This is a genomic window from Nocardia sp. NPDC005366 (assembly GCF_040606855.1).
GTDB lineage: Bacteria > Actinomycetota > Actinomycetes > Mycobacteriales > Mycobacteriaceae > Nocardia.
Map to the genome: position 1 here is coordinate 92,859 of NZ_JBEXFQ010000021.1, position 26,953 is coordinate 119,811.

30 protein-coding genes are annotated in these 26,953 nt (G+C 65.8%); 19 read left to right on the top strand and 11 right to left on the bottom strand.

Features of this window, described 5'->3' with window-relative positions; all coding sequences use genetic code 11:
- Window positions 1-15: 15 nt before the first annotated feature.
- The 3 genes from ABZS43_RS23370 to ABZS43_RS23380 all read right to left on the bottom strand — a co-directional run bounded on the left by ABZS43_RS23370 (window position 16) and on the right by ABZS43_RS23380 (window position 3,120).
- The gene (locus ABZS43_RS23370) at window positions 16-666 is read right to left on the bottom strand and encodes a GNAT family protein (RefSeq protein ID WP_355038055.1); all 651 of its coding nucleotides are present in this window, start codon (window positions 664-666) and stop codon (window positions 16-18) included.
- A 12-nt stretch (window positions 667-678) separates the two neighbouring features.
- The gene (gene glp, locus ABZS43_RS23375) at window positions 679-1,938 is read right to left on the bottom strand and encodes a gephyrin-like molybdotransferase Glp (RefSeq protein WP_355038056.1); all 1,260 of its coding nucleotides are present in this window, start codon (window positions 1,936-1,938) and stop codon (window positions 679-681) included.
- A gap of 225 nt (window positions 1,939-2,163) precedes the next feature.
- Window positions 2,164-3,120 (bottom strand): UTP--glucose-1-phosphate uridylyltransferase, encoded by a 957-nt coding sequence (locus ABZS43_RS23380; RefSeq protein WP_355038057.1) that lies wholly within the window; start codon window positions 3,118-3,120, stop codon window positions 2,164-2,166.
- A gap of 79 nt (window positions 3,121-3,199) precedes the next feature.
- Between ABZS43_RS23380 and ABZS43_RS23385 the strand changes: the two genes are divergently transcribed.
- The 4 genes from ABZS43_RS23385 to mscL all read left to right on the top strand — a co-directional run bounded on the left by ABZS43_RS23385 (window position 3,200) and on the right by mscL (window position 5,529).
- Window positions 3,200-3,796: a 5-formyltetrahydrofolate cyclo-ligase gene (locus tag ABZS43_RS23385; RefSeq protein WP_355038058.1), complete on the top strand. Its 597-nt coding sequence runs from the start codon at window positions 3,200-3,202 to the stop codon at window positions 3,794-3,796.
- Window positions 3,797-3,865: 69 nt separating this feature from the next.
- On the top strand, window positions 3,866-4,207 hold the full coding sequence (locus tag ABZS43_RS23390; protein ID WP_355038059.1) for an FmdB family zinc ribbon protein: 342 nt from the start codon (window positions 3,866-3,868) through the stop codon (window positions 4,205-4,207).
- Window positions 4,208-4,320: 113 nt separating this feature from the next.
- A complete protein-coding gene (locus ABZS43_RS23395) occupies window positions 4,321-4,989 on the top strand; it encodes a flagella basal body P-ring formation protein FlgA (protein WP_355038060.1) in 669 nt (222 codons plus the stop codon).
- A gap of 135 nt (window positions 4,990-5,124) precedes the next feature.
- Entirely contained in the window at window positions 5,125-5,529 is a 405-nt protein-coding gene (mscL, locus tag ABZS43_RS23400; RefSeq protein ID WP_355038061.1) for a large conductance mechanosensitive channel protein MscL, read from the top strand.
- Window positions 5,530-5,616: 87 nt separating this feature from the next.
- Here mscL and ABZS43_RS23405 read toward each other — a convergent pair whose 3' ends face one another.
- The 6 genes from ABZS43_RS23405 to ABZS43_RS23430 all read right to left on the bottom strand — a co-directional run bounded on the left by ABZS43_RS23405 (window position 5,617) and on the right by ABZS43_RS23430 (window position 11,940).
- Complete coding sequence (locus ABZS43_RS23405) at window positions 5,617-6,297, bottom strand: MspA family porin (protein WP_355038062.1); 681 nt, start codon at window positions 6,295-6,297, stop codon at window positions 5,617-5,619.
- Between the two features lie 68 nt (window positions 6,298-6,365).
- Window positions 6,366-7,040 (bottom strand): MspA family porin, encoded by a 675-nt coding sequence (locus ABZS43_RS23410; protein WP_355038063.1) that lies wholly within the window; start codon window positions 7,038-7,040, stop codon window positions 6,366-6,368.
- 688 nt (window positions 7,041-7,728) lie between these two features.
- Entirely contained in the window at window positions 7,729-8,223 is a 495-nt protein-coding gene (locus tag ABZS43_RS23415; protein ID WP_355038110.1) for a MogA/MoaB family molybdenum cofactor biosynthesis protein, read from the bottom strand.
- A gap of 92 nt (window positions 8,224-8,315) precedes the next feature.
- Complete coding sequence (locus ABZS43_RS23420; RefSeq protein WP_355038064.1) at window positions 8,316-9,692, bottom strand: trypsin-like peptidase domain-containing protein; 1,377 nt, start codon at window positions 9,690-9,692, stop codon at window positions 8,316-8,318.
- A gap of 73 nt (window positions 9,693-9,765) precedes the next feature.
- On the bottom strand, window positions 9,766-11,214 hold the full coding sequence (locus ABZS43_RS23425) for a HAMP domain-containing sensor histidine kinase (RefSeq protein WP_355038065.1): 1,449 nt from the start codon (window positions 11,212-11,214) through the stop codon (window positions 9,766-9,768).
- 39 nt (window positions 11,215-11,253) lie between these two features.
- Window positions 11,254-11,940 (bottom strand): response regulator transcription factor, encoded by a 687-nt coding sequence (locus ABZS43_RS23430; protein ID WP_355038066.1) that lies wholly within the window; start codon window positions 11,938-11,940, stop codon window positions 11,254-11,256.
- A gap of 355 nt (window positions 11,941-12,295) precedes the next feature.
- Between ABZS43_RS23430 and ABZS43_RS23435 the strand changes: the two genes are divergently transcribed.
- From ABZS43_RS23435 to ABZS43_RS23485, 11 genes are all read left to right on the top strand, one after another.
- Window positions 12,296-15,004 (top strand): ATP-binding protein, encoded by a 2,709-nt coding sequence (locus ABZS43_RS23435; protein WP_355038067.1) that lies wholly within the window; start codon window positions 12,296-12,298, stop codon window positions 15,002-15,004.
- Window positions 15,001-15,411 carry a roadblock/LC7 domain-containing protein gene (locus ABZS43_RS23440; protein WP_355038068.1) on the top strand — a complete coding sequence of 137 codons (411 nt, stop codon included), beginning with the start codon at window positions 15,001-15,003 and terminating at the stop codon, window positions 15,409-15,411. The genes ABZS43_RS23435 and ABZS43_RS23440 overlap by 4 nt, the downstream gene beginning before the upstream one ends.
- A gap of 7 nt (window positions 15,412-15,418) precedes the next feature.
- Window positions 15,419-15,793, top strand: a complete 375-nt coding sequence (locus tag ABZS43_RS23445; protein ID WP_355038069.1) for a DUF742 domain-containing protein — start codon at window positions 15,419-15,421, stop codon at window positions 15,791-15,793.
- On the top strand, window positions 15,774-16,403 hold the full coding sequence (locus ABZS43_RS23450) for an ATP/GTP-binding protein (protein ID WP_355038070.1): 630 nt from the start codon (window positions 15,774-15,776) through the stop codon (window positions 16,401-16,403). Before ABZS43_RS23445 ends, ABZS43_RS23450 begins: the two co-directional genes overlap by 20 nt.
- Window positions 16,404-16,415: 12 nt before the next feature.
- Window positions 16,416-17,189: an MHYT domain-containing protein gene (locus ABZS43_RS23455; RefSeq protein WP_355038071.1), complete on the top strand. Its 774-nt coding sequence runs from the start codon at window positions 16,416-16,418 to the stop codon at window positions 17,187-17,189.
- Window positions 17,190-17,334: 145 nt separating this feature from the next.
- The gene (locus ABZS43_RS23460) at window positions 17,335-17,769 is read left to right on the top strand and encodes a hypothetical protein (protein WP_355038072.1); all 435 of its coding nucleotides are present in this window, start codon (window positions 17,335-17,337) and stop codon (window positions 17,767-17,769) included.
- Window positions 17,770-18,232: 463 nt separating this feature from the next.
- Window positions 18,233-18,454, top strand: coding sequence for a hypothetical protein (locus ABZS43_RS23465; protein ID WP_355038073.1), 222 nt, complete (start codon window positions 18,233-18,235; stop codon window positions 18,452-18,454).
- A 325-nt stretch (window positions 18,455-18,779) separates the two neighbouring features.
- Entirely contained in the window at window positions 18,780-19,022 is a 243-nt protein-coding gene (gene rpsN, locus ABZS43_RS23470; protein WP_355038111.1) for a 30S ribosomal protein S14, read from the top strand.
- Window positions 19,023-19,054: 32 nt separating this feature from the next.
- Window positions 19,055-19,309, top strand: a complete 255-nt coding sequence (gene rpsR / locus ABZS43_RS23475) for a 30S ribosomal protein S18 (protein ID WP_355038074.1) — start codon at window positions 19,055-19,057, stop codon at window positions 19,307-19,309.
- Window positions 19,310-19,762: 453 nt separating this feature from the next.
- Window positions 19,763-20,758, top strand: coding sequence for a beta-ketoacyl-ACP synthase 3 (locus tag ABZS43_RS23480; RefSeq protein ID WP_355038075.1), 996 nt, complete (start codon window positions 19,763-19,765; stop codon window positions 20,756-20,758).
- A 36-nt stretch (window positions 20,759-20,794) separates the two neighbouring features.
- Entirely contained in the window at window positions 20,795-21,784 is a 990-nt protein-coding gene (locus ABZS43_RS23485) for an AvrD family protein (protein ID WP_355038076.1), read from the top strand.
- Here the strand turns inward: ABZS43_RS23485 and ABZS43_RS23490 are convergent.
- The gene (locus ABZS43_RS23490; protein ID WP_355038077.1) at window positions 21,758-22,363 is read right to left on the bottom strand and encodes a TetR/AcrR family transcriptional regulator; all 606 of its coding nucleotides are present in this window, start codon (window positions 22,361-22,363) and stop codon (window positions 21,758-21,760) included. The two genes, ABZS43_RS23485 and ABZS43_RS23490, sit on opposite strands and share 27 nt — an antisense overlap.
- Window positions 22,364-22,514: 151 nt before the next feature.
- Here ABZS43_RS23490 and ABZS43_RS23495 point away from each other — a divergent pair, with 151 nt between their 5' ends.
- The 4 genes from ABZS43_RS23495 to ABZS43_RS23510 are packed head-to-tail and all read left to right on the top strand — an operon-like array spanning window position 22,515 to window position 26,270.
- Window positions 22,515-23,141 carry a hypothetical protein gene (locus ABZS43_RS23495; RefSeq protein ID WP_355038078.1) on the top strand — a complete coding sequence of 209 codons (627 nt, stop codon included), beginning with the start codon at window positions 22,515-22,517 and terminating at the stop codon, window positions 23,139-23,141.
- A 41-nt stretch (window positions 23,142-23,182) separates the two neighbouring features.
- A complete protein-coding gene (locus ABZS43_RS23500) occupies window positions 23,183-24,787 on the top strand; it encodes an MFS transporter (protein WP_355038079.1) in 1,605 nt (534 codons plus the stop codon).
- Window positions 24,788-24,791: 4 nt separating this feature from the next.
- Window positions 24,792-25,463 carry an HAD-IB family phosphatase gene (locus tag ABZS43_RS23505; protein WP_355038080.1) on the top strand — a complete coding sequence of 224 codons (672 nt, stop codon included), beginning with the start codon at window positions 24,792-24,794 and terminating at the stop codon, window positions 25,461-25,463.
- 12 nt (window positions 25,464-25,475) lie between these two features.
- The gene (locus ABZS43_RS23510; RefSeq protein ID WP_355038081.1) at window positions 25,476-26,270 is read left to right on the top strand and encodes an AAA family ATPase; all 795 of its coding nucleotides are present in this window, start codon (window positions 25,476-25,478) and stop codon (window positions 26,268-26,270) included.
- Between the two features lie 72 nt (window positions 26,271-26,342).
- Here ABZS43_RS23510 and ABZS43_RS23515 read toward each other — a convergent pair whose 3' ends face one another.
- Window positions 26,343-26,933, bottom strand: a complete 591-nt coding sequence (locus ABZS43_RS23515) for a LysM peptidoglycan-binding domain-containing protein (RefSeq protein WP_355038082.1) — start codon at window positions 26,931-26,933, stop codon at window positions 26,343-26,345.
- Between the last annotated feature and the right edge of the window lie 20 nt (window positions 26,934-26,953).

Sequence of the window (26,953 nt, forward strand, 5' to 3'; positions counted from 1 at the left end):
CATTCCGTGCGATGTCTACGGGAGGATGACCCGGCCGTCGCGGACCAAACGATCCACGACTGTGCCGTTCACCTCTTCCACGGTCAGCCCGACGAGCAGATGGTCGCGCCAGTCGCCGTCGACGTCGAGGTAGCGTCGCAGCAAACCCTCTTCGCGGAATCCGACATTGCGTAGCACGGCTTGGCTGGCCAGATTCTCCGGACGCACCGTCGCCTCGACCCGGTGCAGACCCACCGGGCCGAAGCAGTGATCGAGTCCGAGCGCGAGCGCGGCCGTCGCGACGCCCTGCCCACCGAGATCCTTCGCGACCCAATAACCGATCCAGGCCGAACGCAGCGCGCCGCGCACGATATTGCCGACGGTCAACTGCCCGCTGAAATTCCCGTCGACCTCGATCACCAGGGGGATCATCGCGCCGCGCCTGGCCTCGGCCTTCAGGCTCGACCACAGCGAGGGCCAGTTGGACGCGTGGTTGCGCGCTTCCCAGGCGCCGCGGCCGGTTGGCTCCCACGGCTCGAGATGTTCCCTGTCGCGCAATCGGATCCGGCTCCAGGCCGACGCGTCGCGCAAACGCACTGGGCGCAGTGTCACCCGGCCCGCGGCGGCGGTCACCGGACCGAGATGAGCGGGCCACCCCGGATGTTGTGTCACCCGGAAAACGTTCATTGTCTCCACGCCTCAACCACGCTGTGCGAGAAAGGCGACGCGCACCTCGTCGCCGGTCCTGATCTCGGTATCGTCCGGGTCCAGGACGATGAGGCTGTTCGCCTCGGCCAGCGTGGCCAGCAGGTGCGAGGATGATCCGGCCGCCCCGCCCAACGGCTGGACGAGATAGTCGCCGGTGGATTCGTCCCGCATCAATTGCGCACGCAGGAAACCTTTACGGCCCTCCATCGAACTGATCGGGGTGATGGTTCGCGCCCTGATGATGCGCCGCATCGGATGTCTGCGTCCCAACGCGATTCGGATCAATGGCCTCACCATCACCTCGAATACCACAAGCGCGCCAACGGGATTCGACGGCAGCAGAAATGTCGGCACCTCGTCGCGGCCCAGCCTGCCGAAGCCTTGGACGGAGCCGGGATGCATGGCGACGCGGGCGATCTCCAGTTCACCCAGGCCCTCCAGCGCCTCCCTGACCTGTTCGGAGGCCCAGCCGCCGACGGCGCCCGCGATGACGACGACTTCGGACCGGACCAACTGGCCTTCCACGACATCACGCAGTCGGCGCGGATCGTCGCTGACGATGCCGACGCGGTTCACATCGGCTCCCGCGTCCCGCGCGGCGGCGGCGAGTGCGTAGGAGTTCACGTCGTAGACCTGCCCGGGGCCGGGGGTGCGATCGATATCGATGAGTTCACCGCCGACCGCGATCACCGACAGGCGAGGCCGCGGATGCACGAGCACTTTGTCCTGGCCGACCGCGGCGAGCAGACCGACCTGCGCGGGACCGATGATGGTGCCTGCGCGCACCGCGACGTCGCCGGGCTGCACGTCGTCACCGATGCGTCGCACGTAATCGCCCGAGCGCACCGGTTCGTAGACCTTGATCCTGGCCCTGCCGCCGTCGGTGAAATCCAAGGGCAGCACGGCGTCCGCCAGGGTCGGCAGCGGCGCGCCGGTGTCGACCCGCACGGTCTGGCGCGGTTGCAGCCGGATCGGCTGACGCGAACCGGCCACCACCTCGCCGACCACGGGCAGCGTCAGATCGACGAGATCGCCTTCTTCGTTGCGGATATCGGAACCCGCGGCGGCCACGTCGACACTGCGCACCGCGTAGCCGTCGATAGCGGCCTGATCGAATCCGGGCAGCGGCCGCTCAGTGACCACATCCTCGGCACACAGCAGGCCCTGAGCCTCGGAGATCGCGACCCGGACCGGCCGGGGCGCGACCGCCGCCGCGGTCACCTTGATCTGCTGATCCTCAACCGAGCGCATCCAGCCCTTCCCTGATCCTCTCCGCGTCTAACGAGTGCGCCGCCTCCGCGCGGACGAGTGTGCGCACCGCGTCCGGCGCCCGACGGTGGAACCATCATTCGTACCCGACGGTCCATCGTCGGCGAAACCCGACCGGGCCGCGATCCTCACGCCGCGTCCTCAGGCCGTGTCCTCAGGCCGTGTCCTCAGGCCGTGTCCTCAGGCCGTGTCCTCAGGCCCGCGTCCTCAGTCGTAGGTCGTCAGCTGCGGATCCCAGTCCGGACCGAGTCGATGCTGCAACCACTCTCGCAGGGCGGGGCCGTATTCCTCCCTTTCCAAGGCGAAATCGACCGCAGCACGAAGATAACCGCCCGGGTTGCCCAAATCGTGGCGCGACCCACGGTGCACCACTACGTGAACCGGATGACCCTCTTCGATCAGCAGCGCGATCGCGTCGGTCAGCTGCAATTCACCGCCCGCGCCCGGGGTGATCCGGCGCAGCGCGTCGAATACGGCCCGGTCCAACAGATATCGTCCCGCCGCGGCGTAGGTGGAGGGCGCGTCCTGCAGTGCGGGCTTCTCCACCATCCCGTTCACCCGGAGCACATTCGGGTTCACCGCGTCGGGCACGACCGCGACATCGAAGACTCCGTAGGCGCTGACCTGGTCCTTCGGAACGTCGATGGCGCACAACACGGTTCCGCCGCGCTTGCGGCGCACCCGGCTCATCACATCGAGGACACCGCTGGGCAGCACCAGATCGTCGGGGAGCAGTACCGCGATGGCGTCCTCGTCGTCATCGAGCACGGCTTCGGCCTGGGCCACCGCGTGTCCGAGACCGAGCGGCTCCTCCTGGACCACGGAGGTCACGTCGAGCAGGCCAGGGGCCTTGCGGACCTTTTCGAGCAGCTGGAATTTGCCGCGTTCGGCGAGGGTGCTCTCCAGCACGAGATCCTCGACGAAATGCGCGACGACACCGTCCTTACCCGGGGAGGTGACGATCACCAACCGCCGCGCGCCCGATTCGGCGGCCTCGGCCGCGACCAACTCGATGCCTGGGGTGTCGACCACAGGCAGCAGTTCCTTGGGCACCGTCTTGGTCGCAGGCAGGAACCGTGTTCCCAATCCGGCCGCGGGCACGACGGCAGTGCGGAAACACGACACCGGAGCGCCGTCGGCGGACTGTCCGGCCTTTGCTGTCATTCGTCTACCCTATCCATCCATCACTCAGCCCATCGCCGTCACGACGGCCTGGCATCCCGGTGAGCTTATGGTGATCAGCATGGAGATGCCCGGTCAGCCCGACAAACATGCATGGCGCTCCGAAATTCTCGCGCGGCGAGCGGCCTCGACCGCCGACTCGCACGCGGCCGACGCCGCGGCACTCGCGAAAGCGATCGGCGACATCGAGATTTCCGACTGGGTGTGCGCCTACGTCCCCGTGCGCGGAGAGCCCGGCTCGACGGCCATGCTCGACGCCCTGCGCGAGGCGGGCGCGCGGGTGCTCGTACCGATCACCGGGTCGCCGGGACCACTGGAATGGGCCGAGTACACCGGGGCCGCCGCGTTGCATGCGGCCCGCTGGGGCCTGCTGGAGCCGAACGGTCCCGTGCTGCCCTGCGAAACGATCGGGCGGGCCGGACTGATTCTGATACCGGCGCTCGCGGTGGATCGTCGCGGTGTGCGGCTCGGACGCGGGGCAGGGCATTACGACCGGACGCTCGGCGCGGCGCGCGAGGACGCACGGCTGGTCGCGGTGGTTCGCGATGACGAACTCGTCGATCTGCTTCCCGAGGAACCGCACGATCTCCGCATGGGGTGGGCACTCACGCCCGCTGCCGGATTACAACAGCTCGGCATCGTCGACGTCGCGGAATGAAACCCCGATTAGCGGTGTTGGCACTGTCGGCTGTAGAGTGCCAATCGACGAAACCCTGCGGAGGATCCTGTGCCAACTTATTCGTATGCGTGCACCCAGTGTGACAACCGCTTCGACATCGTTCAGTCCTTCTCCGACGATGCGCTGACCGTATGCGACAAGTGCTCCGGCAAGCTGCGCAAGCTGTTCAACTCCGTCGGCATCGTCTTCAAGGGCAGCGGCTTCTACCGCACCGACAGCCGTGGCGGCGCGTCCACCGCGAGCGAGCCGGCGAAATCCGACAGTTCGAGCAGTTCGTCCACCTCGGATTCGAGTTCATCGAGCAGCGGCAGCGGTTCGTCCAGCAACTCCTCCGCGAGCAACTCCTCCACGAGCAGCTCCTCCGCCAGCAGCACTGCCGTCGCCAGCTGAGACCGGTGCGCCACCGCGCACCGAGTTGTCCACAGCCCCGAGGTTATCCACAACCACCCGTTTTCAGGGGTCGACAAAGGTTTTCTCGGATTTCTCGGCCATAGGATCCGGCCATGATCCGATCGCGCACCGACCTGGGCCGGGGCAGCCCCTTGCGCTTCGCCCTGTGGAATCGGCCGTCCTGGGCCGACCAATTACTCGCCCGCCGACTCCTCGCCGCCGCGCTCACCGTGCTGGCGGCGGTGCTGTTCTTCCGGGGTGATCCTGATGCCCAGCGCGCCGACGTCGTGGTGGCCGGACGCGACCTCGCACCGGGACGGCTGTTGGAAGCCGGTGATCTGCGCGTCGTCGCGCACGAATCGGGCACGCTTCCCGACGGCGTGGTGCGCGGCACCGCGACCCTGGTCGGCGCGACGCTGACCGGCGCGATGCGATCGGGTGAGATCTTCACCGATCTCCGCGTCGTGAGCCCACGGTTGGCCGCGGCGGCGACCGGCGCCGGCGAGGCTCGCATCGTCCCGATCCGTCTCGCCGATACCGCGGTCGCGGATATCCTGCGCGCCGGTGACCGGGTCGACGTGATCGGCGCCGAGGAGCAATCCGGCCCCTCCGCGCGACCCGCACGGACACTGGCGACCGATGCCGCGGTAGTGCTCGTCTCCGCACCGGGCGATCGGCGCGCGGCGACCGAGCGGGTGGTACTCGTCGCGATGGACGCCGAACATGCCACGACGGTCGCCGCGGCATCGTTACGCACCGCCCTCACGGTCGTATTCCACTGAGTTCGAGCACCGGGCGAACGAAGCCGGAATTATTTACCGAATATTTGCCGGAACATAAACTAGCATCCGTCATACGGCAGGCATCCCTACCGGAGAGCGCAGCGAATCAGCTCCAACCCGAAGGAGACAACGGCAATGCTCAAGGGTTTCAAGGATTTCATTCTGCGCGGAAATGTCGTCGACCTGGCCGTCGCCGTCGTTATCGGCACCGCTTTCGTCGCCATCGTCACCGCGTTCACTACCGGGATCGTGACTCCGATCCTCGCCGTCTTCGGCGGCGATAGTGAAATGGGATTGGGTTTCCGGCTGGTAGCCGATAAACCCGCGACCTTCATTCAAATAGGTTCGATCATTACCGCTGCCATCAATTTCATCATCATCGCGGCGGTGCTCTATTTCATCCTGGTACTCCCCGCGACGCACGCCAAGAAACGTTTCGCCAAGGACGACGAGAAGCTCAGCGACTCCGAGGTTTTGATCCAGATCCGCGATCTGCTCGCCGAGGGTCAGCGCGGCTCGGGCGGACGGCACGAGTTCTGAGCGACGAACTTCTCTGCGCCACAACGCAAACGGGCCCGTCGCCATGGCGACGGACCCGCTCTCTGATCAGTTGCGGTGACCCGACGATCAGCCGATGCTGAACGGCTGGCCGTACAGGGTGATCCAGGTGACGACACTCTCGGTCTCGACCTCGACGCTGACGAACGCGCGGGCCTGCGCGTAACCGCCACAGCCGCTCAGGCCGATGGTCGAATCGGCCCAGGTGACCGACCCGTTCGAGCCACTGAAAACGTTGCGCTTCTTGTGGGTCTCGCTACCGAAGTCGTCGGCCTGCTCCAGATCGAGGATGTAGAACGACTGCGCCTGGCCGGGGCCGAGGGACAGGTCGCCGCCGGTACTGGCGCCGACGCCCGGCTTCACGTTCTCGCCGTCGCTCCAGTCCACAGAACCTTCGACGCCGCCGGTGGCGCCGCCACCCGCGATGTTCACCTGGCAGCCCACGGTGTAACCCGGGAAGATCTTGCCGCCGACATCCGAACCGGTGCCGGACAATTCGACCTGGGCGCTACCGGAGACCCACGCGTTGCGGTGCGCGGGGGTGGAGCCCATGGACGGGTTGATGTTGGCCGACTCGCCGACGAGGCGAACCGTCACCACGGTCCCGTCGGAGAGGGTTTTGACGATTTCGCCGCCCGGCAGCGGAACGAAGGTATCGGCGTTGGCGGCGCCTGTGGAGAACAGGCCCATGGCGACAGTGGCAGCGGCGCCGACACCGGCCACCCGCGCCAAGTTCTTACGGTTGATCATTTGATTGTGCCCCTCGAGGGTTGAATTCGCTTCAGCGAGAAGAATGTTCGTTAGAGATTCGACAGACGTCAGCCGATGCTGAACGGCATCCCGTAGAGGCTCGTCTTCGAGTAGTGGTCACCGATGATTTCGACAACGGTGTACGCACGCGCCTGCGCGTAGCCGGCGCAGCCCTGGATCTCGATCTCGGCATCCTGGTACTCGACCGAGTAGACACCCGGCTTCAGAATGTCCTTGTAGTCGATCTGCACGAACTTCACTTCACCCGGGCCGAGCTGGAGGCCGAAGGAGCCGCCGAGACCGGCGCCGTCGAGGTTGACGCTGCCCGAAACACCCGCGGAAATGGCGTCGTCGGCGATGCTGACCTGGCAACCGACGATATAGCCGGTGCTCAGCTGCGACGCACCGTGCGTCGACGAGTTATTGCTGCCCGGGCCGCCTGCGGGGCCGTTGTTCGGGCCCACTTCACCCTCGGGGGTGACAGTCACATCGGCGGTGGCATTTCCGGAGACCCAGACAACGCGACCTGCGCCGTTGCCGGAAAGGGACGGCGAAATCAGGGCATGTTCTCCGGTGCGGGTCAGGGTAACGCCAGGTCCGACCTTCTGACCGTCCGGCAACGGTACGAAGGTATCGGCATTGGCAGCACCGGTCGAAAGCAGGCCCATGGCAACGGCCGCGGCGGCGCCGACGCCCGCGGCGCGGGCACCGCGGCGCAGACCGTTGGTGCGGTTCTCGCTCATACTTCCCCTCATCAGGTTCAAACAGTCGACCTCGACCATCGAGGTGGACATTGGTCCTCTCAGGCCCAGCTCAGTGTGTCGCCCCTTTGTTGCCGGTATGTAACCGGCTGTTATTTCGGCGCAACGGCCTCAGCTGGTAATTGGAACCGAGCCGGGTTCCACCGGGGATGGCGAGAATATGTGTCATACCCGGGCCTTCGGGGTCCAGTGTTGGATGGCTCTCGCGAAGATTAAACCTTCGGTAACAGCCTGGCAACGCGAGCTTTCGCAATGTGAGATGTGAGGTAGGTCACTGATGAACGCATGCCCATATCAATCGGTGTGCATAAACGCAGACAGGGGATGCCACCTGGCATTGACCACCGCATTCGCGGCACAGCGAGGCCGAGCGGCCACCATGGGACACAGCCGTATACGGTGACTAAGATCACAAGGCAATCTCGGCGAGGAACAGTAGATCACGGAACGATCACGGCGTATCTACTGGTCGCAGCGGTAACTGATGCTCAGCCGTGGTGCGGGGGCACCTGGGAGCGCAGCCAATCGTCGGAGGAGTTGTCGCCTCCGGAATCGCGTTCGTCGGCGGTGGTTTCCGGGAGGGCTTCACCGAAAATGCGGTCCAGCCGCGCGATATCCCTCGCCCGGCGCTGCGCCGGGCGAGGGTCGTCGGAAGGTCCGGTGGCAGAAATTATTCGACCAATCCGGAGAGTTCACCGATCACTTTGCTGGCGAGCGGTCCGAGAGTCGCCATACCGTCACGGACCGCCGCGCGGGTGCCAGGCAGATTCACGACGAGGGTGCTGCCCGACACGCCCGCGAGGCCGCGCGACAGGCCCGCGTCGAGCGATCCGGCAACCCGGCCGGACGCGCGCAGCGCCTCGCTGATGCCCTGCAACTCCCGGTCGAGGACCTGCGACGTCGCCTCCGGCGTGACGTCACGGGGGGACAGACCCGTGCCACCGACCGAGATCACGAGATCGACGCCGCCGATCACCGCGGTATTGAGAGCGTTGCGAATCTCCACCTCATCGGCCTGCACCGTCACCGACGCGTCGACGAGGAAACCCGCCTCGGTGAGCAACTCGGTGACCAGCGGGCCGAGCGAGTCCACACCTCCATGTGCCGTTCGATCATCGACCACCACCACCAGTGCACGCCCCGCCACAGGAGCATCGATTTCCATGGTGCTCACCGTAGCGCCTGCGAGGTGGAGTTCGACCGCGGTGCTGGTCGATCCGGGTGGGAGCAGAAAGGGACCGCGCGGGGTCGACCGCATCACCGGCCGCCGTCCGCGGGCGCGGCGGTGAGCGTGACCTCGACCGTCTTCGGATTGCCGCCCTGTTCGTCGGTGTAGGTGACCTTCACCTTGTCCCCCGGCTGATGCGAGCGGACGGCGGCGATGAGCGCGTTCCCCGAGTCGATGGACCGACCGTCCACCGCGGTGACGACCGCGCCCGAGGGGATGCCCGCCTTGGCGGCCGGGCCGTCCGCGGTGGACTCGAGCACTCGCGCCGCGGTGTCCTGCGGCCGCAACTTGATGCCGATCTGCGCGTAGGTGGCGTGACCGGTCTTGATCAGTTCGTCGGCCACGCGGCGGGCCTGATCGACCGGTATGGCGAAACCGAGGCCGATCGAACCGCTCTGCGCGCCCGACCCCTCACCCGCGCCGAGGCTGGCGATGGCGGTATTGATACCGATCAATTTGCCGTTGGCGTCGACCAACGCGCCGCCGGAATTGCCAGGATTGATCGCGGCATCGGTCTGGATCGCGTCGATCACCGGGTTCACCTGACTGGTCGCGCTCTCCCCCTGGGTCGATACCGGCCTGTTGAGCGCGGAGACGATACCGGTGGTGACGGTGCCCGCCAGCCCGAGCGGGGAACCGATGGCGATCACCGACTGGCCGACCTGGAGGCCGCCGGAGGCGCCGAGTTCGATCGGAGTCAGCCCGCTCTTGCCGGTGACACGGATGACCGCGAGATCCGAGACCGGATCGGCGCCGACCAGCGTGGCGGGCGCGGTGCTGCCGTCGGAGAACACGACCTGCATCGTGGCGTTGGCACCGCCGCCGGTGGCGACGTGGTTATTGGTCAGGATCAGCCCGTCCGAGGACAGGATGACACCGGAACCCTCACCTTCGGCACGGTTGCTCGCGACCTTGATCATCACGACGCTCGGCAGCACCTTCTGCGCCACCGCCTGGGTGGATCCGGCAGGTGCGTTCGCGACGGGGCTGACGGCGGGTTTCGGGGCGTCCAGCGCATTGGTCACCGGTGCGCGTCCGTTGTCGGTCTGGGTGGCGAGCGTGCCGACCGCGCCGCCGACGCCGCCGCTGACCAGAGCCAAGGCCACCGCCCCCGCGACGAGACCCAGGCGGATCGGACGCCGCTGCGGTTGCGGCGGCTGAGCGCCGAAGGCCGCGCCCTGTGGTGGCGGGAACTGGGGCGTCCCGTAGTTTCCGCTCGTCTCGTGGCCGGGGTAGGGCTGGGTCGCGTACTGCGGCATCGAATGGGTCGCACCGTGGTCCGGCCTGGCCCACGCGGCGTGCGGATCGGAATGCGCGGCGGGCACGGGCTGGATCTGCTCGGTCGGGCGTGGGCCGGGAACGCCGCCGTCCGGCTCTCCCGCGCGGTTCTGGAAATCCTCGGTCATCACTTCTCGTTTCTCCTGAACGTCTGTCACCAAGCTTGACGACGACGGCTTAGAGGGGACTGAGACCCCGCTATCAGTTTTCCGAGATCTGCTTATCGGAAACGGGAATTCCGGCTTCGCCGGGGAGCACGATGCGGATGAGAGCGCCACCGCGCGTCGAATTGTCGACCGTGATGGTGCCGCCGTGCTTGGTCACCACCTGTTTGACGATGGCGAGGCCCAGTCCAGAGCCCGGCATCGACCGGGAGACGGTGGTTCGGTAGAAACGCTCGAAAACCAGTTCCCGCTCGCCGGAAGGAATACCGGGACCGGCGTCGTCGACGTCCAGTTCCAGCAGTCCCCGCCCGGTCTCGCGCATGGTCACCAGCACCTGCGCACCCGCCGGACTCCACTTGGCGGCGTTGTCGAGCACATTGAGCACCGCGCGTTCCAGCCCGGCTTCGTGGCCGTAGATGAACCACGGACGCAGTTCAGCGACGAATTCGATGGAGCCGCGGCGTCGGCGCGCGCGTTCGAGGGCCCGCTCGGTCACCTCGCCGAGATCGATCCGGTCGTAGACGGTTTCGGGCGCGTCCTCGCGCGCCAGGTCGACCAGATCTCCGACGAGGGTGGACAGTTCCTCGATCTGGGCGATGACATCGGCGCGGAGTTCGGCCATATCCTCGTCCGGGATCTGCGGCGCTCCCGGACTGCCCGAGGCGATGAGCAGTTCCATATTGGTACGCAACGAGGTGAGCGGCGTCCGCAACTCGTGTCCGGCGTCGGCCACCAGCCTGCGCTGGCGATCCCGCGATTCCGCGAGCGCCCGCAGCATGGTGTTGAAACTCTCGGTCAACCGCGCCAATTCGTCGTCACCTGTCACCGGAATCGGGGTCAGGTCATCGGTGCGGGCGATCCGCTCGGTGGCCGCGGTGAGCCTGGCGATGGGCCGCAGCCCGGTTCGCGCGACGGCGGTGCCCGCGGCTGCGGCCAGCACGACCCCGCATCCGCCGACCACGAACAGCAGCCACGCCAGCCGGTCCAGCACCTCCCTCGTCGGCTCGAGGCGCTGCGAAATGATCAGGGTGGCCCCGGAATGGGTCGGCACCGCGAGCACCCGCTGATTGTTGACCGTGCGCAGCGAGGAGGGCAGTTCCCCGTCGGCGACGGCCAGTTCCTGACTGCCGACGGGCGGCGTCGTCTGCTGCGGCGGCATATACGGCTTGTGGTCGGCGAAGATCAGCGCGACACCGACGTCGTTGGAGAACAGACCCGCGAGCACGATGGATTGAAAACCGAGATTCTCGAAATTGTTGTTGATCATCGTGTTCGCGCGCGCCCGCAACTGCGAGTCCACGTCGGCGTAGAGGGCCCGCGCGACCATCGCGTAGGCGGCGATGGAGGTGACCGCGACCGCGACCGCCACCAGCGAGGCCGCCAGCAGGGTGACCCGCCAGCGCAGCGAGACCGTACGGGTCAGCGGCATCGGCGGGCGCATCTCCGCGGCGTCGGGCGGACGCTGCTGACCGAGTGGGGCGACCATCGGTCGCCGTGGAACCGTTCGGGCCATTGTCGAGCCGGCTTACGGAGGAGTTTCGCGGAGCACGTACCCGACTCCGCGGACCGTATGGATCAGCCGCGGTTCGCCCTCGGCCTCGGTTTTGCGTCGCAGATAGCCGATATAGACCTCGAGCGCATTGCCGGAGGTCGGGAAATCGTATCCCCAGACCTCTTCCAGAATTCGACTGCGGGTCAGCACACGGCGTGGATTCGCCATCAGCATTTCCAGCAGTGAGAACTCGGTGCGGGTGAGGCTGATGGACCGGTCGCCCCTGGCGACCTCTCTCGTCACCGGATCCAGTGACAGATCGGCGAACTGCATGGCCTCCGAGGTCTCCCCCGGATCGGCGGCGCGGCGGCGCAGCAATGCCCGCAATCGGGCGAGCAATTCTTCCAAGGCGAAGGGTTTCGGCAAATAGTCGTCGGCCCCGGCATCGAGCCCGGCAACTCGTTCCGATACCGAATCCCGCGCTGTCAAAACCAGAATCGGCAGATCATCACCGGTGCTGCGCAGTCTGCGGCAAACTTCCAGCCCGTCGAGGCGCGGCATCATCACATCGAGCACGAGGGCATCCGGACGCTGCGCGGTGGCTTTCTCCAGAGCGTCCATGCCGTCCACCGCGAGGTCGACGGAGTAGCCGTTGAAGGTCAGCGAGCGGCGCAACGATTCACGGACGGCACGATCGTCGTCGACTACCAGAATGCGCATGCCACCAGTTTGACCACATCGACTGAGAGTCGACTGAGAGGGCGGCCTCCGACACGCCGTGGCGGTCTCGAGCTTCGGGGCCGAGTCAACCAACAGCGTGACCAGCGTCTTTCTCAGCTATCGACCGATTTCCGCTACCGGCCGCGCCGCACGGAAAACGAAAGACGTTCTGCGTAGCCATATTCGAGAGTTCTCAAAGCGGGTGTCTCAGATTGCCGATAACCAGCTAGCACGGTATGTTCCCAGCGGTAAAAAGAAGACCTCGAGTTGGTTCTCAGCAGGTTCAATCCCATCCTCATGTTGAACAGCCACAAGCCACCGGGGACCCCGCGCGGAGTGGAGGCGACGGAAGCGGATGGAATCAGCACCGCGTTCCAGGCAATTCAGGCTGTCCAACTGGTCCGTCACCCGCAAGGTCGGCGTCGTACTGCTGCTACCAGTAGTGCTCGCCTCGACATTCGCGGTGTTGCGTATCAACGACGAGCTCGACATGATCTCGCAGCTCGACGCGGCCTCGGAACAGGCAAGGATCATCCGCCCGATGCTCGGGTTCGGTTCGGCCACCGAGCAACTCGCGTTGTCTGCGGCGACCTCATGGGAGGATCAGCCTGTTTCGTCGATCGATAACATCGCGGGCAAATTCGACCAGGCGGCGGCCGATCTCGAGACTGCGCTGAAGTCGACCAGGGCGCCCGACAGTGTGAGCAAGGAACTCGATCTCGCGCTCGTCGCGGGCCGCGCCATGCGCAACAGCCTGCGCAGCTCGTCCCCGGTGACGATCGGGCAGCAGGCCGACGACGTGGCGGCGCGCATCGGTAACGCGATCGCGGTCTCGACCACGATCGAAGAGCTCACCATTCAGCGCTACTTCCTGCAGCTCGGCGTGACGACCAACGCCCGCCGCCTGCTGGCCCAGCAATACATGCTGATCGGATCGCCCGGCGCCGACAAGAATCCCGCGGTGCGCCCGACGGTTCTGACCACCGCGGGTGGTGAACTGGTTCTCATCATGCAGTTCGCCCAGTTGCAGCCGTCGTCGGCGCTGAACGCCAACACGCTGATCGACGCGATCAACACGCGACTAGGGGCATTCGGACAGAACCTCGGTGATCCGACCACCAATCCCGCTGTCGTCGATTCGCTGCGCACCAGCGCCACCGCCTACGACCAGACCACCATCAGCCTGGTCGACACCATCGATGTACGCCTCAACGACCGCACCTCGGAATTGCGCGGCATCGTGCTGCGCGATATCGCGATCGTGGTCGCGACACTGCTCGCCGGCCTCGCGCTCGCGCTGGCGGTCGCCCGCTCGCTGGTCGTCCCGATTCGTCGTCTGCGCCACGGCGCGTTGCAGGTCGCCCATGTCGACCTGCCCAACGAGATCGAGGTGGTGCGCTCCGGCGGTTCGACCCCGGACACCAGTCAGATCGACGTGCACACCACCGAGGAGATCGGCCAGCTCGCCCGCGCCGTCGACGATATCCACCAGGCCGCGCTCTATCTCGCCGGCGAACAGGCCCGTCTGCGACTGCAGATCGGCAGCATGTTCGAGACCCTGTCGCGGCGCAGCCAGTCCCTTGTCGAACAGCAGCTCTCCCTCATCGAGGAACTCGAACACGACGAGGACGATTCGGAGCGGTTGCAGAGCCTGTTCCGCCTCGACCACCTCGCGACCCGCATGCGCCGCAACGGCGACAACCTGCTCGTGCTGGCGGGCACCGCGCTGCGGCGCGGCCACCTGCCCCCCGTCCCGTTGTCGGACATGTTGTGGAGCGCGGTCTCCCAGGTCGAGGATTACCAGCGGGTCGAGATCGGCACCGCCCCCGACGGCATCGTGCCCGGTGAGCCCGCCGTCGATATCGAGCATCTGCTCGCCGAACTCATCGACAACGCGCTGCGCTACTCGCCGCCGACCACCCCGGTGGCGGTGTCGGTGGCACGCGCGGTCGACGGCGGCTACCTGATCGAGATCATCGATCGCGGTCTCGGCATGTCCACCGACGATCTGCAGACCACCAACGATCATCTCGCCTCCGGTGGTGAGGTCACCGTCGAGACCGCCCGCCGTATGGGCCTGTTCGTCGTCGGCCGTCTCGCCAAACGCCACAACATCACCGTCAATCTGCGCCGCACCTCGGCCATGGCCCAGCAGCCCGGCATCACCGCCAGCGTGCATCTGCCGGGAACCCTGGTGTCGCCGGTGCCGATCTCGCCCGACGGCGGTTCGCAGCAGATGCCATTGGCGCCGTTGCAGATCGCGCGCCAGGAGACGACGGCCCCGCAGCCGCGCACGCTGGTGCCTGTGCCGAGTCTGGCGCTGCCCGAGCACACCTCCGCGTTCGAGCCGACCTCCGCGTTCGAGGTGGGCGGCGGGTTGCCGCAGCGCAGGCCCGCGATCAGGGTCGCGGTACCCGGCGAGCGGGATAACTCAGGTCCGTCCCCGGTGATCGATGTCGAGGCCACCGATCCCGGCCGCACCTCTCGCGGGTTCATCGACCGCAGGGAAAACAGCTACCGCCCGTCCGAACCGCTCGCCCTGCCCGCCTCCGCACAGAACGAGTCCGCATACTCCTCCGAACCCGCACAGGTCGATGTCTGGGCCGAAACCCAGACCTTCGCACCGGAACAGCTCACCCCGCGGCCTGCCCCCGCGCCCGAGCCCGAGCCGATGGCGATCACCGCGACCACCACCGTGACCGGTCTGCGTCCGGTGAACGCGGAGACGCCGACGCCGATCTACCAACGTATGGTCTCGGAGTGGCTGGTCGAACCCGCGTCCTCGGGATCCGAAGGCGCGGGGGAGGTCACGCCGTGGACGTCTCCCGCCGACGAGGGTTGGGCCGCTGCCGCCGAGGCGAGTCACCCGACCACATCGGGGCGCACCTCGGGCGGACTACCTATTCGTCAGCCCGGCGCCCAGTTGGTGCCCGGCGGGCTCTCCCCCGCCGAGGAAGCCAACACCAGGAATCCGGATGAAATCCGTAACAGCCTGACCAGGCATCTCAGCGGGGTCCGCAGTGGGCGGGCCGACGCCCAGTACAACGACGGAGGGCTTGTATGAGCGAGAACCCGAGCACCACGACGGACGAAAACCTGAATTGGCTGGTCACCCGGTTCACCCGGGATGTGCCCGGCGTGACGCACGCGGTGCTGGTATCGGCCGACGGACTGTTGCAGGCGACCAGTCCGCATCTGCCGAGCGACCGGGCCGAGCAGCTCGCGGCGGTGACCGCGGGGCTGGCCAGTCTGGCGGCGGGCGCGGCGCAGCTGTTCAGCGGCGGCAAGGTCATGCAGTCGATCGTGGACATGCAGCGCGGCTACCTATTGGTGATGACCGTCGGCAATGGTTCGCACCTGGCGGTTCTCGCCAACAAGTCCCACGATATCGGCCGCATCGGCTACGAAATGGCTCTGCTCGTCGACCGGGTCGGGTCGGTGGTCTCGGCTACTGCCCGTACGGCTGTCTGAGAGTGCGATGTCCAACCCTTCCGGCGGGGGGCCGGGAACACCCCCGACCCGCGTCCGCCCCTATGCGCTGACTTCCGGACGTACCGAGCCGGCGGTCGATCTTCCCCTGGAGGCGGTGATCGAGACCATCTCGTACACTGCCCATTTCGAATGGCCCGTCGGCGATCTTCGCACCGACATCGTGCGGCTCGGCACCGCGCGATTGTCGGTCGCGGAGATCGCCGCCAAACTACAACGACCCCTCGGCCTAATCCGGGTCGTCATCGGTGATCTGGTCGTCGCAGGGACGCTGCGGGTGCATTCGACGCTGAGCGATCAGGCAACATATGACGAGCGCCTAACACTGATGGAGAGGACTTTGCGTGGACTCCGCGCCCTATAACGCCCAGCCCTACGGCTCGGCACCCACGGACAACCGTACCGCCTCGACGAAAATCGTTGTCGCAGGCGGTTTCGGCGCGGGCAAGACGACCTTCGTCGGTGCGGTATCGGAGATCGTCCCGCTGCGGACCGAGGCCATGGTGACCGGATTCTCCGACGGCATCGATGATCTCGCCGCGACGCCCGGCAAGGAAACCACCACCGTCGCCATGGATTTCGGGCGCATCGTGCTACCCGGCAATCTCGTGCTGTACCTGTTCGGTACGCCGGGCCAGCGCCGGTTCTGGTTCATGTGGGACGACCTGATCCGCGGCGCGATCGGCGCTGTGGTCCTCGTCGACACCCGGCGCATCGAGGACAGTTTCGCCGCCGTCGATTTCTTCGAGGCGCGCGAACTTCCGTTCCTCGTCGCGGTCAACCGGTTCCCCGACGCACCGCGGTTCCCGGTTGCCGAACTGCGTGAAGCACTGTCGGTCCGTGCCGGTGTGCCGATCGTCGACATCGATGCCCGCAATGCCATGGAAGTCCGCCAATCGCTCGCGGCGGTCACCGAATACGCCATTCAGCGCCTCGCCGAACAAAACCGCGAGCAGCCGGTCCGGCAGGGGTAAGGAAACCTTCGCGTGAGCTATTTCGCTATGGGCTACTGGGTGCTCGGTCTCTCGGTCACCGTCTCGGCGGCGGGCGCCCTGGTCGGCTTCACCTGCATCAAGCAATCGAAGAAGTCCGTGACATCCCGGTTCCGGATGGTTTGGCTCACCGCGGCGGCCGTGTCCATCGGCGCGATCGGTGTCTGGCTGGCGATTTTCGTGTCGATGCTCGGCGTCAACGGTCCCGGCGGTGTGTCGTTCCGCTACGACGTGCCCCGACTGCTCAGCGCCGCCATCCTCGCCGGGCTCGCGGTTTTCGCGGGACTGATCTTTCTCGGTCGAACCCTGGAGTGGCTTCGGCTGATCGGCTGTGCGCTCGCCATGAGCGCCGGACTCTCGCTGGCGATGTATGTGGGCATGGACGCCATCCAGGTCCGGGGTTCGGTCGAATTGCGATGGGCGCCCATCATCGGATCCATCGTGCTGCTGATCGCCCTCTCGGTCGCCACGCTGTGGTTCATCCTGCACCATTGGCCCGCGCCGGCATTGGTCATCGCGGCGCTGGTGGTGGGACTCTCGGTCATCGGCGCGCACTATCTGTGGCTCGCCGGACTCGATGTCCGCGTCGACCCGCGCGTATCGGCTCCCGACGGCGAAGACCTGTTCACATTCCTGGTGCCGATGTTCGTGATCGGCATGCTCTCGCTGGCCATTCCGATCACCGCGGTGCTCGTCGCCCCCGATCGTCGCACCAGCGGATCCATGCCGTCGGCCGCACGCGGCGCCGAACCCGAGATGATCCGCTGACGCGGACCGAGGAACACCGCGGATTCCGCTTCTGGCCCGGCCCGACCTACAGTGGGAGACATGCGATTCGGCGGCCTGCGCTGCTGTCGACGAGGTCGTGCCCCGGCGATCTCGGTAGTGGGAGGTCGCACAGGAGGAGCCGGACGTGACGCCGGAACAAGAGGTAGTGCTGCGCGACATCCAGATCCAGCTGCGAGGGCCGGGTTTGGCCGGGTGGCCGCAGCTCGGCTCCGACGACGAGAGCGACGGCCGCACGCTGGTCGAGGGTGTCGCCGCCGCATTGCGACGGATCGGCGAGCTCGAGGATCAGACCTCGGCACTGCGCGCGCAGGTAGGCGCCTTGCGCACTGAGATCAGCGAATTGGAGGCCACCACCGCCGATCTGGCCGACGAGGTGAAAAGGCTGGAGTGCAAGCAGTTGCCCTGGCCGCTGTCGCTGATCGAGGGGTCGGCGGAATTCGTGGGGGCGCAGCTGAATCGGTTGGAAGCGTTGCTGTCGCCCCCGCCCGGCCACGGCGCGGATGATCCGCGGGCTGTGACGAATCGGGGCACGGCTACCGAAGCGGCACGCGGAGAATGAACAGCGCTGTCACGCGAAGTGCTTCTGGCAGATACGGTCGAAGACCTGAACTTTGGCGATGAGCGGGTTCTCCCGAAACCGGGAGAACCCGCCCTCTCGGATGAGGGTACCGGCGAGTGAGCACGATTTCATCACTTCCCCAGGACTTTTACGGCCACGAAAATCCAACTCTCGGTATGCATTTCGATTGGCAGCAATCTCTTCGCAAGCGGTGATTTCACCCTAGGCCCATGTGATATCGAATACAACATTTGCCGAGTAATTGCCCCTTCATCACGATCGCTACCGCCCGACCCCCTCATGCTCCGCGACGACGCCGACACGGTCGATGCCCCCGCCCCGGCGCGTTCACCGCTCACCACACCACCCGGCGCGTTATCGTCGGCAAGCAGGACTCGGACCGACGATGTCCGATCGTACGCACGACAGGTTCATTCCGAAGGTTCATTCCGAAGGAGTTCGTATGCCCGTCAATGTGGTGCTCGACAAGGTGCTCGACAAAGCTTACGAGAACAAGTCACTCGCGGACATTCTGTCGGCCCCGCCCTCGGCCCTGGCCGGCCTCACGCCCGAACACGACAAAGCGCTGGCGGCGTTGAAGATCAAAACCATCGCCGACCTGGGCAGCAACAAGTATTTCCAGCTCGCCGCCACCCTGGTCGACCTCGGAACAAAACAGGGCTGAGATTCCGGTCGACAGATCGCTCGTTCCCGGAACTCCGCCGGACGAAGGGCGACACGGTTGCGGACCGTGAGGGGCGCGACCTCGGTCCGCCCCTCGTTCCGGCCGATTCAGCGGCGGTCCAGGTCGATCAGAACTCCGGACCTGGCGAGGAACCGCTTTCCCGTACTCGAATCCTCGAGGACCACCGGGCGATAGTGCGGATGTACGCCCATCTTCACCGATTCCCTCCCTGATTGTTCTGCCGCGCCGCCTCTGCCGAACTCCAGCGCGGGCAGCGGCTACACATATGTCACCCCGCAAGAAACGGCGCAACAATCCCGACCCAATGGCGCTGCGCAAATATGATCCCGTCGTCCGCGATCCCGCCACTTCACCGGCCGATCGCGAGACCGCGCAGTCCGCGCCGCAACGGCTTCCGCGCGATGCCAGTCCGGTACGATTGCGCAATCGGGACGCCGCGGACGGACGTCCGCGCGGTCACCTCCGGAAGTTCGGACTCTCCCGTGTGCGTGTGCGCGAGATGGCCCACCGAGGCGAACTCCCCGGTGTGCACAAGTCGAGCTGGTAGAAACCACCGATCCCGCAGAAGGAATACCTGATATGGCAGTCAAGCGAGCACCGTCGAAAAAGGTCCGCGCCGAACAGGGCCGCCGTCCGAAGAAGAACCCGCTGATCGCCGCGGGGATCGAAACCGTCGACTACAAGGATGTGAACCTGCTGCGCACGTTCATCTCCGATCGCGGCAAGATTCGCAGCAGGCGTGTGACGGGGCTCACACCACAGCAGCAGCGGCAAGTCGCGGTCGCGGTGAAGAACGCCCGCGAGATGGCCCTGCTGCCCTTTACCAGCCGGTAACCACCGCGGGCACAAGCCCGCGAATATGCCGTGGCGGGAGCCCGGATGCCGAGCATCCGGGCTCCCGCCGTCGTTTCCGATGCCCGAGACCCCGGCATCCTCGCTGCACAGAGCGACGGCGCCGCAGCCGCCCGTCATCGAGAGAATATTCAGCTATCGATGGCCTCGGGGGAGAGAATTTTATTCCCCAGGTCTTATATCCGACAATCGGCGAATTTCACGCATCCGGATAGCAACGAGTCGGAGAATAGTTAATCCGCTGCTATCGATAGCGAATCGTACGCCCGAGCTCGAATAATCGAACGATGTCAAGCGTCTATGAAAAAACGTGACCTTCGTCACACATTGCTGTTATACTGGCGTTATAGCCATGTGATCTGATTCGACAATTCTTGCCGGGTGATACATTGATTCATACATAATTGACACATATCACCTCTCGGGGGTGGAAATATGACGGCCTTATCCGCCGGAATGTTGACGATCGGAACCTACCGTCCCGATCGAATCGTTTCCAATTCCGAACTCGCACCTGAACTAGGTGTGGACGAAGCTTGGATAACAACGCGGACCGGAATTACTGAGAGAAGATTTGCGGGGGCACACGAAACAGTAATTTCCATGGCGGCACAGGCCGCGCAGTTCGCATTGGACGCAGCCAAAATATCCGCCCACCAGGTAGATGTCGTCATGTTGGCGAGTTCCACCCATTTGAATCAAACCCCAGCCGCTGCGCCGATAATCGCCGCCGAGCTAGGCTGCGACCGCCCCGCCGCGTTCGATATCTCCGCGGGATGTTCCGGATACGCGCACGGCATAGGACAAGCGGCAGCGCTCATCAATGCCGGACAGTCCGACACCATTCTCGTGATCGGCTCGGAGAAGCTCAGCAACGTCATCGACCTCGGTGAGCGATCGGTGGCCCCCATCTTCGGCGACGGCGCCGGAGCAGCGCTCATAAGCCGAACCGAGTCCGGGCACATTCGCCGGACGATCTGGGGCAGCCTCGGCGAGCAATCCCACCTGATCCGTCAGGAACCGACATGGGAACAGCAGCGCGCCGACCCAGCGGGAACGCCGACTCCCTTCCTGAAAATGGAGGGTACCGAGGTATTCCGCTGGGCCACGAATGCAGTACCGAAAATTGTTTCCGACATCGCCGAAGCCGGGGGTGTCGCACTCTCCGATGTGGAAGTATTCGTACCCCATCAGGCAAATCTCCGAATTATCGACAGTGTGGCCCGCAAACTCGGCTGGAACGACGAATCGGTAGTTATCGCCGATGATGTCAGGCGAGCCGGGAACACGTCCGCCGCCGCACTTCCGCTCGCCATCAACGATCTGATTTCATCGGGTCGCGCGAAACCGGGACAACTCGCTCTGCAAGTGTCCTTCGGCGCCGGCCTGTCCTACGCGGGCCAAGTTTTCGACCTACCCAAGATTGCCTGACCGAATTATCGAATTGCTCCTCGAAAGTGTTGTGCGATGACCGTTACATTTTCCAGCTACGACGAGCCCCTCGGACCGCAGTCCGATCGTTACTTCGGTGAGGGCTACAAGAAAGTCTGCCCCGACCTGTCCGACCTGCGGATCAGCAGATCGACTCAGCCCGGCGCCGAGCACGCGGGCCTCGCCCGGCTGACTTACCCCGCGGCGTGGTCGCGTAAGCAGCACCGGGAATTGGTGCCGCATGTGAGCAGCGTGGACACCATCATGCTCGCCGCCTCGCTCTGCGACGCCGCGCTCAGCCACGCCCGAGATCTGCGGCCCGCCGAATCGGCCCGCATGTGGGTGCGTCACGCGTCGGTGCGCGCGGGCGCCCAGCCGCACGAGGATCTCGAGCACATCCCGGTCACCGCCACGATCACGGCCACCGCCGACACCGCCGACGACGAGTCGGAGACCACCTTCAAATTCCAGGTCGGCAATCTCGGCGGCACGCTGACCATGGTCCATCCGATCGGCGTCGGCGCGTTGACGGTGCCTGGCGTCGATCGGATCGCGAACCTGGGCGATATCTACGGTCCGGCGCCGCACTACTACCTCAACGGCGTGAAGGACCACACGCTGACCGCGACCGACCTCACCGTCAGCGAGGATTCCACCCGGATCACCGGCAGGCAGCAGGTGCGCACGGGTGTCGAAGGCGGCTACGCCGGTGCCGAATCGGCCTACTGGAACTCGGTGTCGCCGATCGATGCGGTCGTCGGCGCGGCCCAGCTCTCACAGATCCTGCTCTACGCGATGGATTCACTCGATCGCACGAGTAGCAACACCCTGTGGATGCGCAAACTGGAGTTCTTCGCCGACGGCCCGCGACGGCCCTCCGACGAGACCTTCGACGGCACGGTGGAAATCCGGCGTTCCTCGATCATCGACCGAGGCGGTCAGCGCTGGCGCAGCGCCGACATGCTGATCAAGGAATTCCAGGGTGTGACGGGATCCTGCCTACTGGCCCATCAACTTCCGGACTGAGGGACCGTAGGTATAGCCGGTGTGCTGGCCGAGCGCACAGTCCGCGAGCGCCGCGAGGGCAGGTTCCTCCGCGGCGTGCTCGGGCGCTTCCATCGCCAGTAGCGCGTTGAGCAGCATGCCGTTGGCGATGAACTGCTGCACCTGCTGGGCCGGGCTGCCAGTGCGCTCGACCAGCAGGTTGAACAGGGTGACCAGGCAGCGTCGCGCCGCCGCGGCGATCTGCGGGTGCGCCGCGGCCGCGCTGAAACCCTGCAACAGGACGACGAGCACGTCGCGATCCTCGACCAGCTGGCTGTACACCGCGCCGAGCCGGTCCCACACGTCCGGCGCGGACGCCGCGGCCGGATCGTCGAGTTCGGCCGCGAACGCCGAAATCAGTTCCTCGACCGCTCGGTCGAACACTTCCTGGAAGAGGTCTGCCTTGCTGCCGAACATGCGCACCACATACGGCTGCGAGACGCCTGCCTCCAGTGCGACCAAATCTGTGCTGGTCCCGGCGTAGCCGCCCCGTGAGAATGCCCGCCCCGCAGCCTCCAGAATCCTTTCGCGGCGCTCGGCCGCGCTCAGTCTGGCCATCATGTTCACAAGTTACCACGACCAAATTATTGACAAGTTATCGTTTGATTACTAGATTTCGGCTGACATTGTGAAGCAACTCCGAGCGAGTCGTGTCATTCGCACGCCCGGCATGAGTTCCGCGGATCGATCGCCGCGATACGAGGACACCCTGATGAAGGATTCACCCGCGTTACGACTAGCGATCACCGGTGCCCCGGGCAGTGGGAAGACCGCGGTGTGCACCGCGTTGTCCCTGGCCACCGGACTGTCGTTCGCGACCATTTCCGAACAGCTCACCAAGCCGGTGGTCGATCGCCGATTGGCGGCCACCGTGGACGCGCCGATGCGCGGTTTCGAACAGCGGGTGGATTCAGAGGCGAGGCTGGGAACCAGATTCGTCTCCGATGGTTCGGTTCTGCACGAATGGGCGCTCGCGGAAACCCTGCGGCGCACCAGGAAGCTCGGTCACTGGCTGCGCCGTCCCCAGGATCTCCCCTATCGCGTTTTCGAACAGCGTTACCTCGTCGCGCACGCGGGCATCGTCATCCGTCGCGCCAAAACCACCTACGACGGTTTCATCCATCTTCGGATGGACCGGGAGGGGACCGATGCGCCGGAATCGGAATTCCACACGGTGCTCGACCGTCTCTTACTCGACACCCTGCACGACACCACCGTCCCCTATCTGGTGACGGGTGGACCACTCGAAGAAATCGTCACCCGGGTAGCGGGCATGTATGCGCTACCGCAATTGATTCCCGTTCCGGACGCGGTGAACGCCGCGCTCGAAGCAGCTTGACATCCGATACCGCCGCACTGGAAATCAGGAGAGTTCAACCCATGGCAACAGCCGGCGCCGAACAATCCGGACAGCGTTCCGACAGCTCGATATGGACGCTCGTCGTGGTCGCGCTAGCGACCTTCATGCTCATGCTGGACCTGACCGTCGTCAACGTCGCCCTACCCGATATCCGCGCCGCCTTCGATTCGTCGTTCTCCGCGTTGCAGTGGATCCTCGACGCCTACGCCCTCGGCCTTGCCGCGGTCCTGCTCGCCGCGGGCTCGCTGGCCGACCGGATCGGGCGCAAGAAGGTGTTCGACGCCGGACTCGTCATCTTCGTACTCTCCTCGCTCGCGTGCGGTCTCGCGCCGAACGATGTGATTCTCATCGTCGCCCGACTCGTCCAAGGTCTCGGCGGCGCGATCCTTTTCGCGGTCGGACCCGCACTGCTCGGACACGAGTTCCGGGGCAAGGACCGCGGGGTGGCGTTCGGCGTCTTCGGCGGTGTGGCCGGACTCGCCATCGCCTTCGGTCCGCTGATCGGCGGCGGCCTCACCGAATCCTGGGGCTGGCGCTGGATCTTCCTGATCAACGTGCCGGTGACGATCGCCGCGCTGGTGGTCGGCTTCCTGAAGATGCGCGAATCCCGCAGCGACACACCGCCTCCCCTCGACTGGCCGGGGATGGTCACCTTCTCGACCGGCCTGTTCTTCCTGGTCCTCGGCTTCATGCGGGGCCAGCAGGACGGCTGGGGAAGCGCGCGGATCATCGGCTGCTTCATCCTGGCGGTCCTGCTGCTCGTGGTCTTCGCGGCGTTGCAGCTCACGCGGCCGGGGCGCGCGATGTTCGATCTCACGCTGTTCCGGAGCCGGACCTTCAACGGTCTGTCGGTGGTGACCGCGCTGTGCGCGCTGTCGGTGATGCCCGCACTGTTCCTGCTGATCTCCTATGTGCAGAATCTGCTCGGCTACTCGGCCTTCGCCAGCGGTGTCCGATTCCTCCCGCTGACGCTGCTGCTGTTCGTCGCCGCGGCGGTCGCGGGCAGTCTGGTCGCCAAGTTGCCGCCCGCCATGCTTGTCGGCGCGTCACAGCTGCTCATCGCGGCGGGCCTGGTCGCGATTCTGCTGGTCGACGTCGGCGATTCGTGGACAGCACTGATCCCGGGCATGGTGCTGATCGGGCTCGGCATGGGCCTGTTCAACCCGCCCCGCGCCGCCTTCTCCATCGCGGTGACCACCCCCGACAAGGCGGGCGCGGCCTCCGGTATCAACGAAACCTTCCAGCAGGCCGGTCTCGCCATCGGCATCGCGGCGATCGGCGCGTTCTTCCAGAACCGGGTCGGTGCGGCCTTCGCCGACACCGAGACGGCCAGAACCGTTTTCGGCGATAAAGCGGCCGAGGCGGGCGATGCCGTCGCGGCGGGCGGACCGTCGGTGGTCGCCACGAAAGATCTCGGGGCCGCGGCCGAGGCGGTGCGTTCGGCGGCGGAGTCCGCCTTCGTCAGCGGCCTGCACAACGCCATGGTGCTCGCCGCGGTCATCGCGGCGATCTCCGGGGCCATCGCCCTCGCCACACTGCGTCGGGGCGACCTGGACGAGGCGGCGCTGGCCACCCCCGGCGTCCCCACCGAGGAGCCGACAGCCGAACCGGCCCCGGTGGTCTGAGGCGATGCTCGCGACCAGGCCGCGCTTCGCGTTCACCGATGTGGACCACACCCTGCTGCGGGTGAGCACACTGCATCATTTCGGGGAGTACTTCTTCGAGACGACGCGGCGCGGTGAGGTGCTGGCCGCGCACCGCACGCGGATGCAACGCCTGGCCGAGACCGGCGTCGACCGCGCGACGCTGAACGAGAGCTACTACCAACTCTGGTCGGATATCCCGGTGCACGAGGTCGACGTCGCCGCGGTGACCTGGCACGAGCAGTTACGCGCGGCGGGTCTGTATCGCACATCGGTACTCACCCGGCTGCGCGGGTTGCGCGCCGAGGGAGTCGAGACGGTCCTCGTCTCCGGCTCCTTCCGCGCCTGCCTGCGCCCGATCGAGCGTGAACTCGACTGCGCGGCGGTGCTGTGCACCGAACTGGACGAACGCGACGGAGTCTTCACCGGGACCGTGCGCAGATCACTCATCGGACCCGCCAAACGCAGCGAGGTCGAGGCGTTCGTGGCCGGATACCCCGGCCACGACCTCGCGGGCGATTTCGGGTTCGGCGACCACATCAGCGATGTGCCGGTACTGGAGAGTGTCGGCCATCCCGCGGTGATCCCGGTGGATCCCGCACTGGAATCGGTTGCACGAGAGCGTGGCTGGGAGGTTCTGCGTGATGACGAGCGTTGATCGATCGGAGAGGTGACGGTGTACATAGTCGGCGGACAGCATCGCGACAACATCAAACTGGCGATATCCGGTACGTACGGAACCGGTAAAAGCACCACCACCGAGGCATTGTCGATCGCGACCGGCATCCCCCGCACGCACGCGCTGACCTCACGCGAACTACTTGTCGACCTCGCCCCCGGCAAAACCGTGATGGAGCTCAACTCGATCGAGTTGCTGCAACTGGGTCTGCGCCGGTTCGAGGAGCGGGTGCACAACGAATCCATCGACGGCTCCTTCATTTCCGACGGTTCCGTGGTGCACGAGTGGGTGTACGGCACAGCCAGGATGGCGGTCGGCATCAATCCTGGCGCGGGTTTCGCGCTGCGCGCGATCAAGACCGTGGCGGGCATCGGACGCAAGAAGCCGCTGCACGAATACACCGATATCGTCGGCGATATCGTCAAGGCGAGGGCCAAGAATCTCTACGACGCGTATGTCCATCTGCCCGTGGAGTTTCCGATGCGGGCCGACGGCCATCGGCCGGTCTCCGAACCGTTCCGCAACCTTTCCGACGACAGCCTGCTCGCCGTGGTCCGCGAACTCGGACTGCCCTACGAGGTGATCGGCGGGTCGGTGGCGGAACGGGTGACCAAGATCATCGATATCTTCGATCTCGACACCGTGATGCCGGTGGAGGAGGCCATCGCGGAATCGAAGCGCCGGGTGGCCGAGGCGACCAAGATCCTCGAAGAGGATGATCGCTTCAAGGCCGCGCAACGCAAGAAGTCATTGTGGAAGAAGCTTTCCTACGCCATGCGTTACTGAGCACAACCGACAAGACCACCCAGCCGAAAACGTGGGGCCCCGAGCGAAAGATCCGGGGCCCCACGTCATTTCTCACGGAATGGTCAGCACCTGGCCGACATTGATCACATCCGGGTTGTCGATGCCGCTCGCGTTCGCGATCTCCTGGTAACGGCTGCCGTCTCCGTAGAAACGTTCGGCGACGGCCCACAGGGTGTCGCCGGACTCGACGGTGTAGGTCTGCGCGGCCGGGGCGGGCGGCGGGGGCGGCACCTCCTCGACGACCGGCGCGGGATCGGCGGCCTGTTCCGCGGCGGCGACCGGTTCCGGTTCCGGCGCGGGCAGCGGGTTGTCGGTCTGGGTGCCGGAGGCCCACAGCGCCTCGCCATCCGAGCCGTACAGCACCACATTGCGATCGGCCTGGACTACCAGACGATCGGCGGGACGGCCGTTGGTTTCGGTGGCCCAGGCCGCGCCGTCTTCCTTGTACAGCACGAAGTTGCCATCCGACTGCAAGGTCGCCCGCTGCACGCCCTGGCCGTGCGTCAACGTGGACCACACGACATTTCCGTCCGGCTCCGACAGCACCAGGTTGCCGTCCGGCTGCAGGGTGAGGGTGTATGCACCGCCGGTGAGGGAGCCACCGAGCCCCAATTCTTCTCCTACGCGCAGCGTGTCGCCCACGATGTTCCTTTCGAAGAGGT

Coding starts and splice junctions, on each gene's coding strand:
- ABZS43_RS23485 (WP_355038076.1), top strand. CDS start 20,795: ATGACCGTTACATTTTCCAGCTACGACGAGCCCCTCGGACCGCAGTCC.
- ABZS43_RS23465 (WP_355038073.1), top strand. CDS start 18,233: ATGCCCGTCAATGTGGTGCTCGACAAGGTGCTCGACAAAGCTTACGAG.
- rpsN (WP_355038111.1), top strand. CDS start 18,780: ATGGCGCTGCGCAAATATGATCCCGTCGTCCGCGATCCCGCCACTTCA.
- ABZS43_RS23440 (WP_355038068.1), top strand. CDS start 15,001: ATGAGCGAGAACCCGAGCACCACGACGGACGAAAACCTGAATTGGCTG.
- ABZS43_RS23430 (WP_355038066.1), bottom strand. CDS start 11,940: ATGCGCATTCTGGTAGTCGACGACGATCGTGCCGTCCGTGAATCGTTG.
- ABZS43_RS23420 (WP_355038064.1), bottom strand. CDS start 9,692: ATGACCGAGGATTTCCAGAACCGCGCGGGAGAGCCGGACGGCGGCGTT.
- ABZS43_RS23380 (WP_355038057.1), bottom strand. CDS start 3,120: ATGACAGCAAAGGCCGGACAGTCCGCCGACGGCGCTCCGGTGTCGTGT.
- ABZS43_RS23425 (WP_355038065.1), bottom strand. CDS start 11,214: ATGGTCGCCCCACTCGGTCAGCAGCGTCCGCCCGACGCCGCGGAGATG.
- ABZS43_RS23490 (WP_355038077.1), bottom strand. CDS start 22,363: ATGATGGCCAGACTGAGCGCGGCCGAGCGCCGCGAAAGGATTCTGGAG.
- ABZS43_RS23385 (WP_355038058.1), top strand. CDS start 3,200: ATGGAGATGCCCGGTCAGCCCGACAAACATGCATGGCGCTCCGAAATT.
- ABZS43_RS23370 (WP_355038055.1), bottom strand. CDS start 666: ATGAACGTTTTCCGGGTGACACAACATCCGGGGTGGCCCGCTCATCTC.
- ABZS43_RS23495 (WP_355038078.1), top strand. CDS start 22,515: ATGAAGGATTCACCCGCGTTACGACTAGCGATCACCGGTGCCCCGGGC.
- ABZS43_RS23410 (WP_355038063.1), bottom strand. CDS start 7,040: ATGAGCGAGAACCGCACCAACGGTCTGCGCCGCGGTGCCCGCGCCGCG.
- ABZS43_RS23505 (WP_355038080.1), top strand. CDS start 24,792: ATGCTCGCGACCAGGCCGCGCTTCGCGTTCACCGATGTGGACCACACC.
- rpsR (WP_355038074.1), top strand. CDS start 19,055: ATGGCAGTCAAGCGAGCACCGTCGAAAAAGGTCCGCGCCGAACAGGGC.
- ABZS43_RS23405 (WP_355038062.1), bottom strand. CDS start 6,297: ATGATCAACCGTAAGAACTTGGCGCGGGTGGCCGGTGTCGGCGCCGCT.
- ABZS43_RS23395 (WP_355038060.1), top strand. CDS start 4,321: ATGATCCGATCGCGCACCGACCTGGGCCGGGGCAGCCCCTTGCGCTTC.
- ABZS43_RS23500 (WP_355038079.1), top strand. CDS start 23,183: ATGGCAACAGCCGGCGCCGAACAATCCGGACAGCGTTCCGACAGCTCG.
- ABZS43_RS23480 (WP_355038075.1), top strand. CDS start 19,763: ATGACGGCCTTATCCGCCGGAATGTTGACGATCGGAACCTACCGTCCC.
- ABZS43_RS23415 (WP_355038110.1), bottom strand. CDS start 8,223: ATGGAAATCGATGCTCCTGTGGCGGGGCGTGCACTGGTGGTGGTGGTC.
- mscL (WP_355038061.1), top strand. CDS start 5,125: ATGCTCAAGGGTTTCAAGGATTTCATTCTGCGCGGAAATGTCGTCGAC.
- ABZS43_RS23445 (WP_355038069.1), top strand. CDS start 15,419: ATGTCCAACCCTTCCGGCGGGGGGCCGGGAACACCCCCGACCCGCGTC.
- glp (WP_355038056.1), bottom strand. CDS start 1,938: ATGCGCTCGGTTGAGGATCAGCAGATCAAGGTGACCGCGGCGGCGGTC.
- ABZS43_RS23435 (WP_355038067.1), top strand. CDS start 12,296: ATGGAATCAGCACCGCGTTCCAGGCAATTCAGGCTGTCCAACTGGTCC.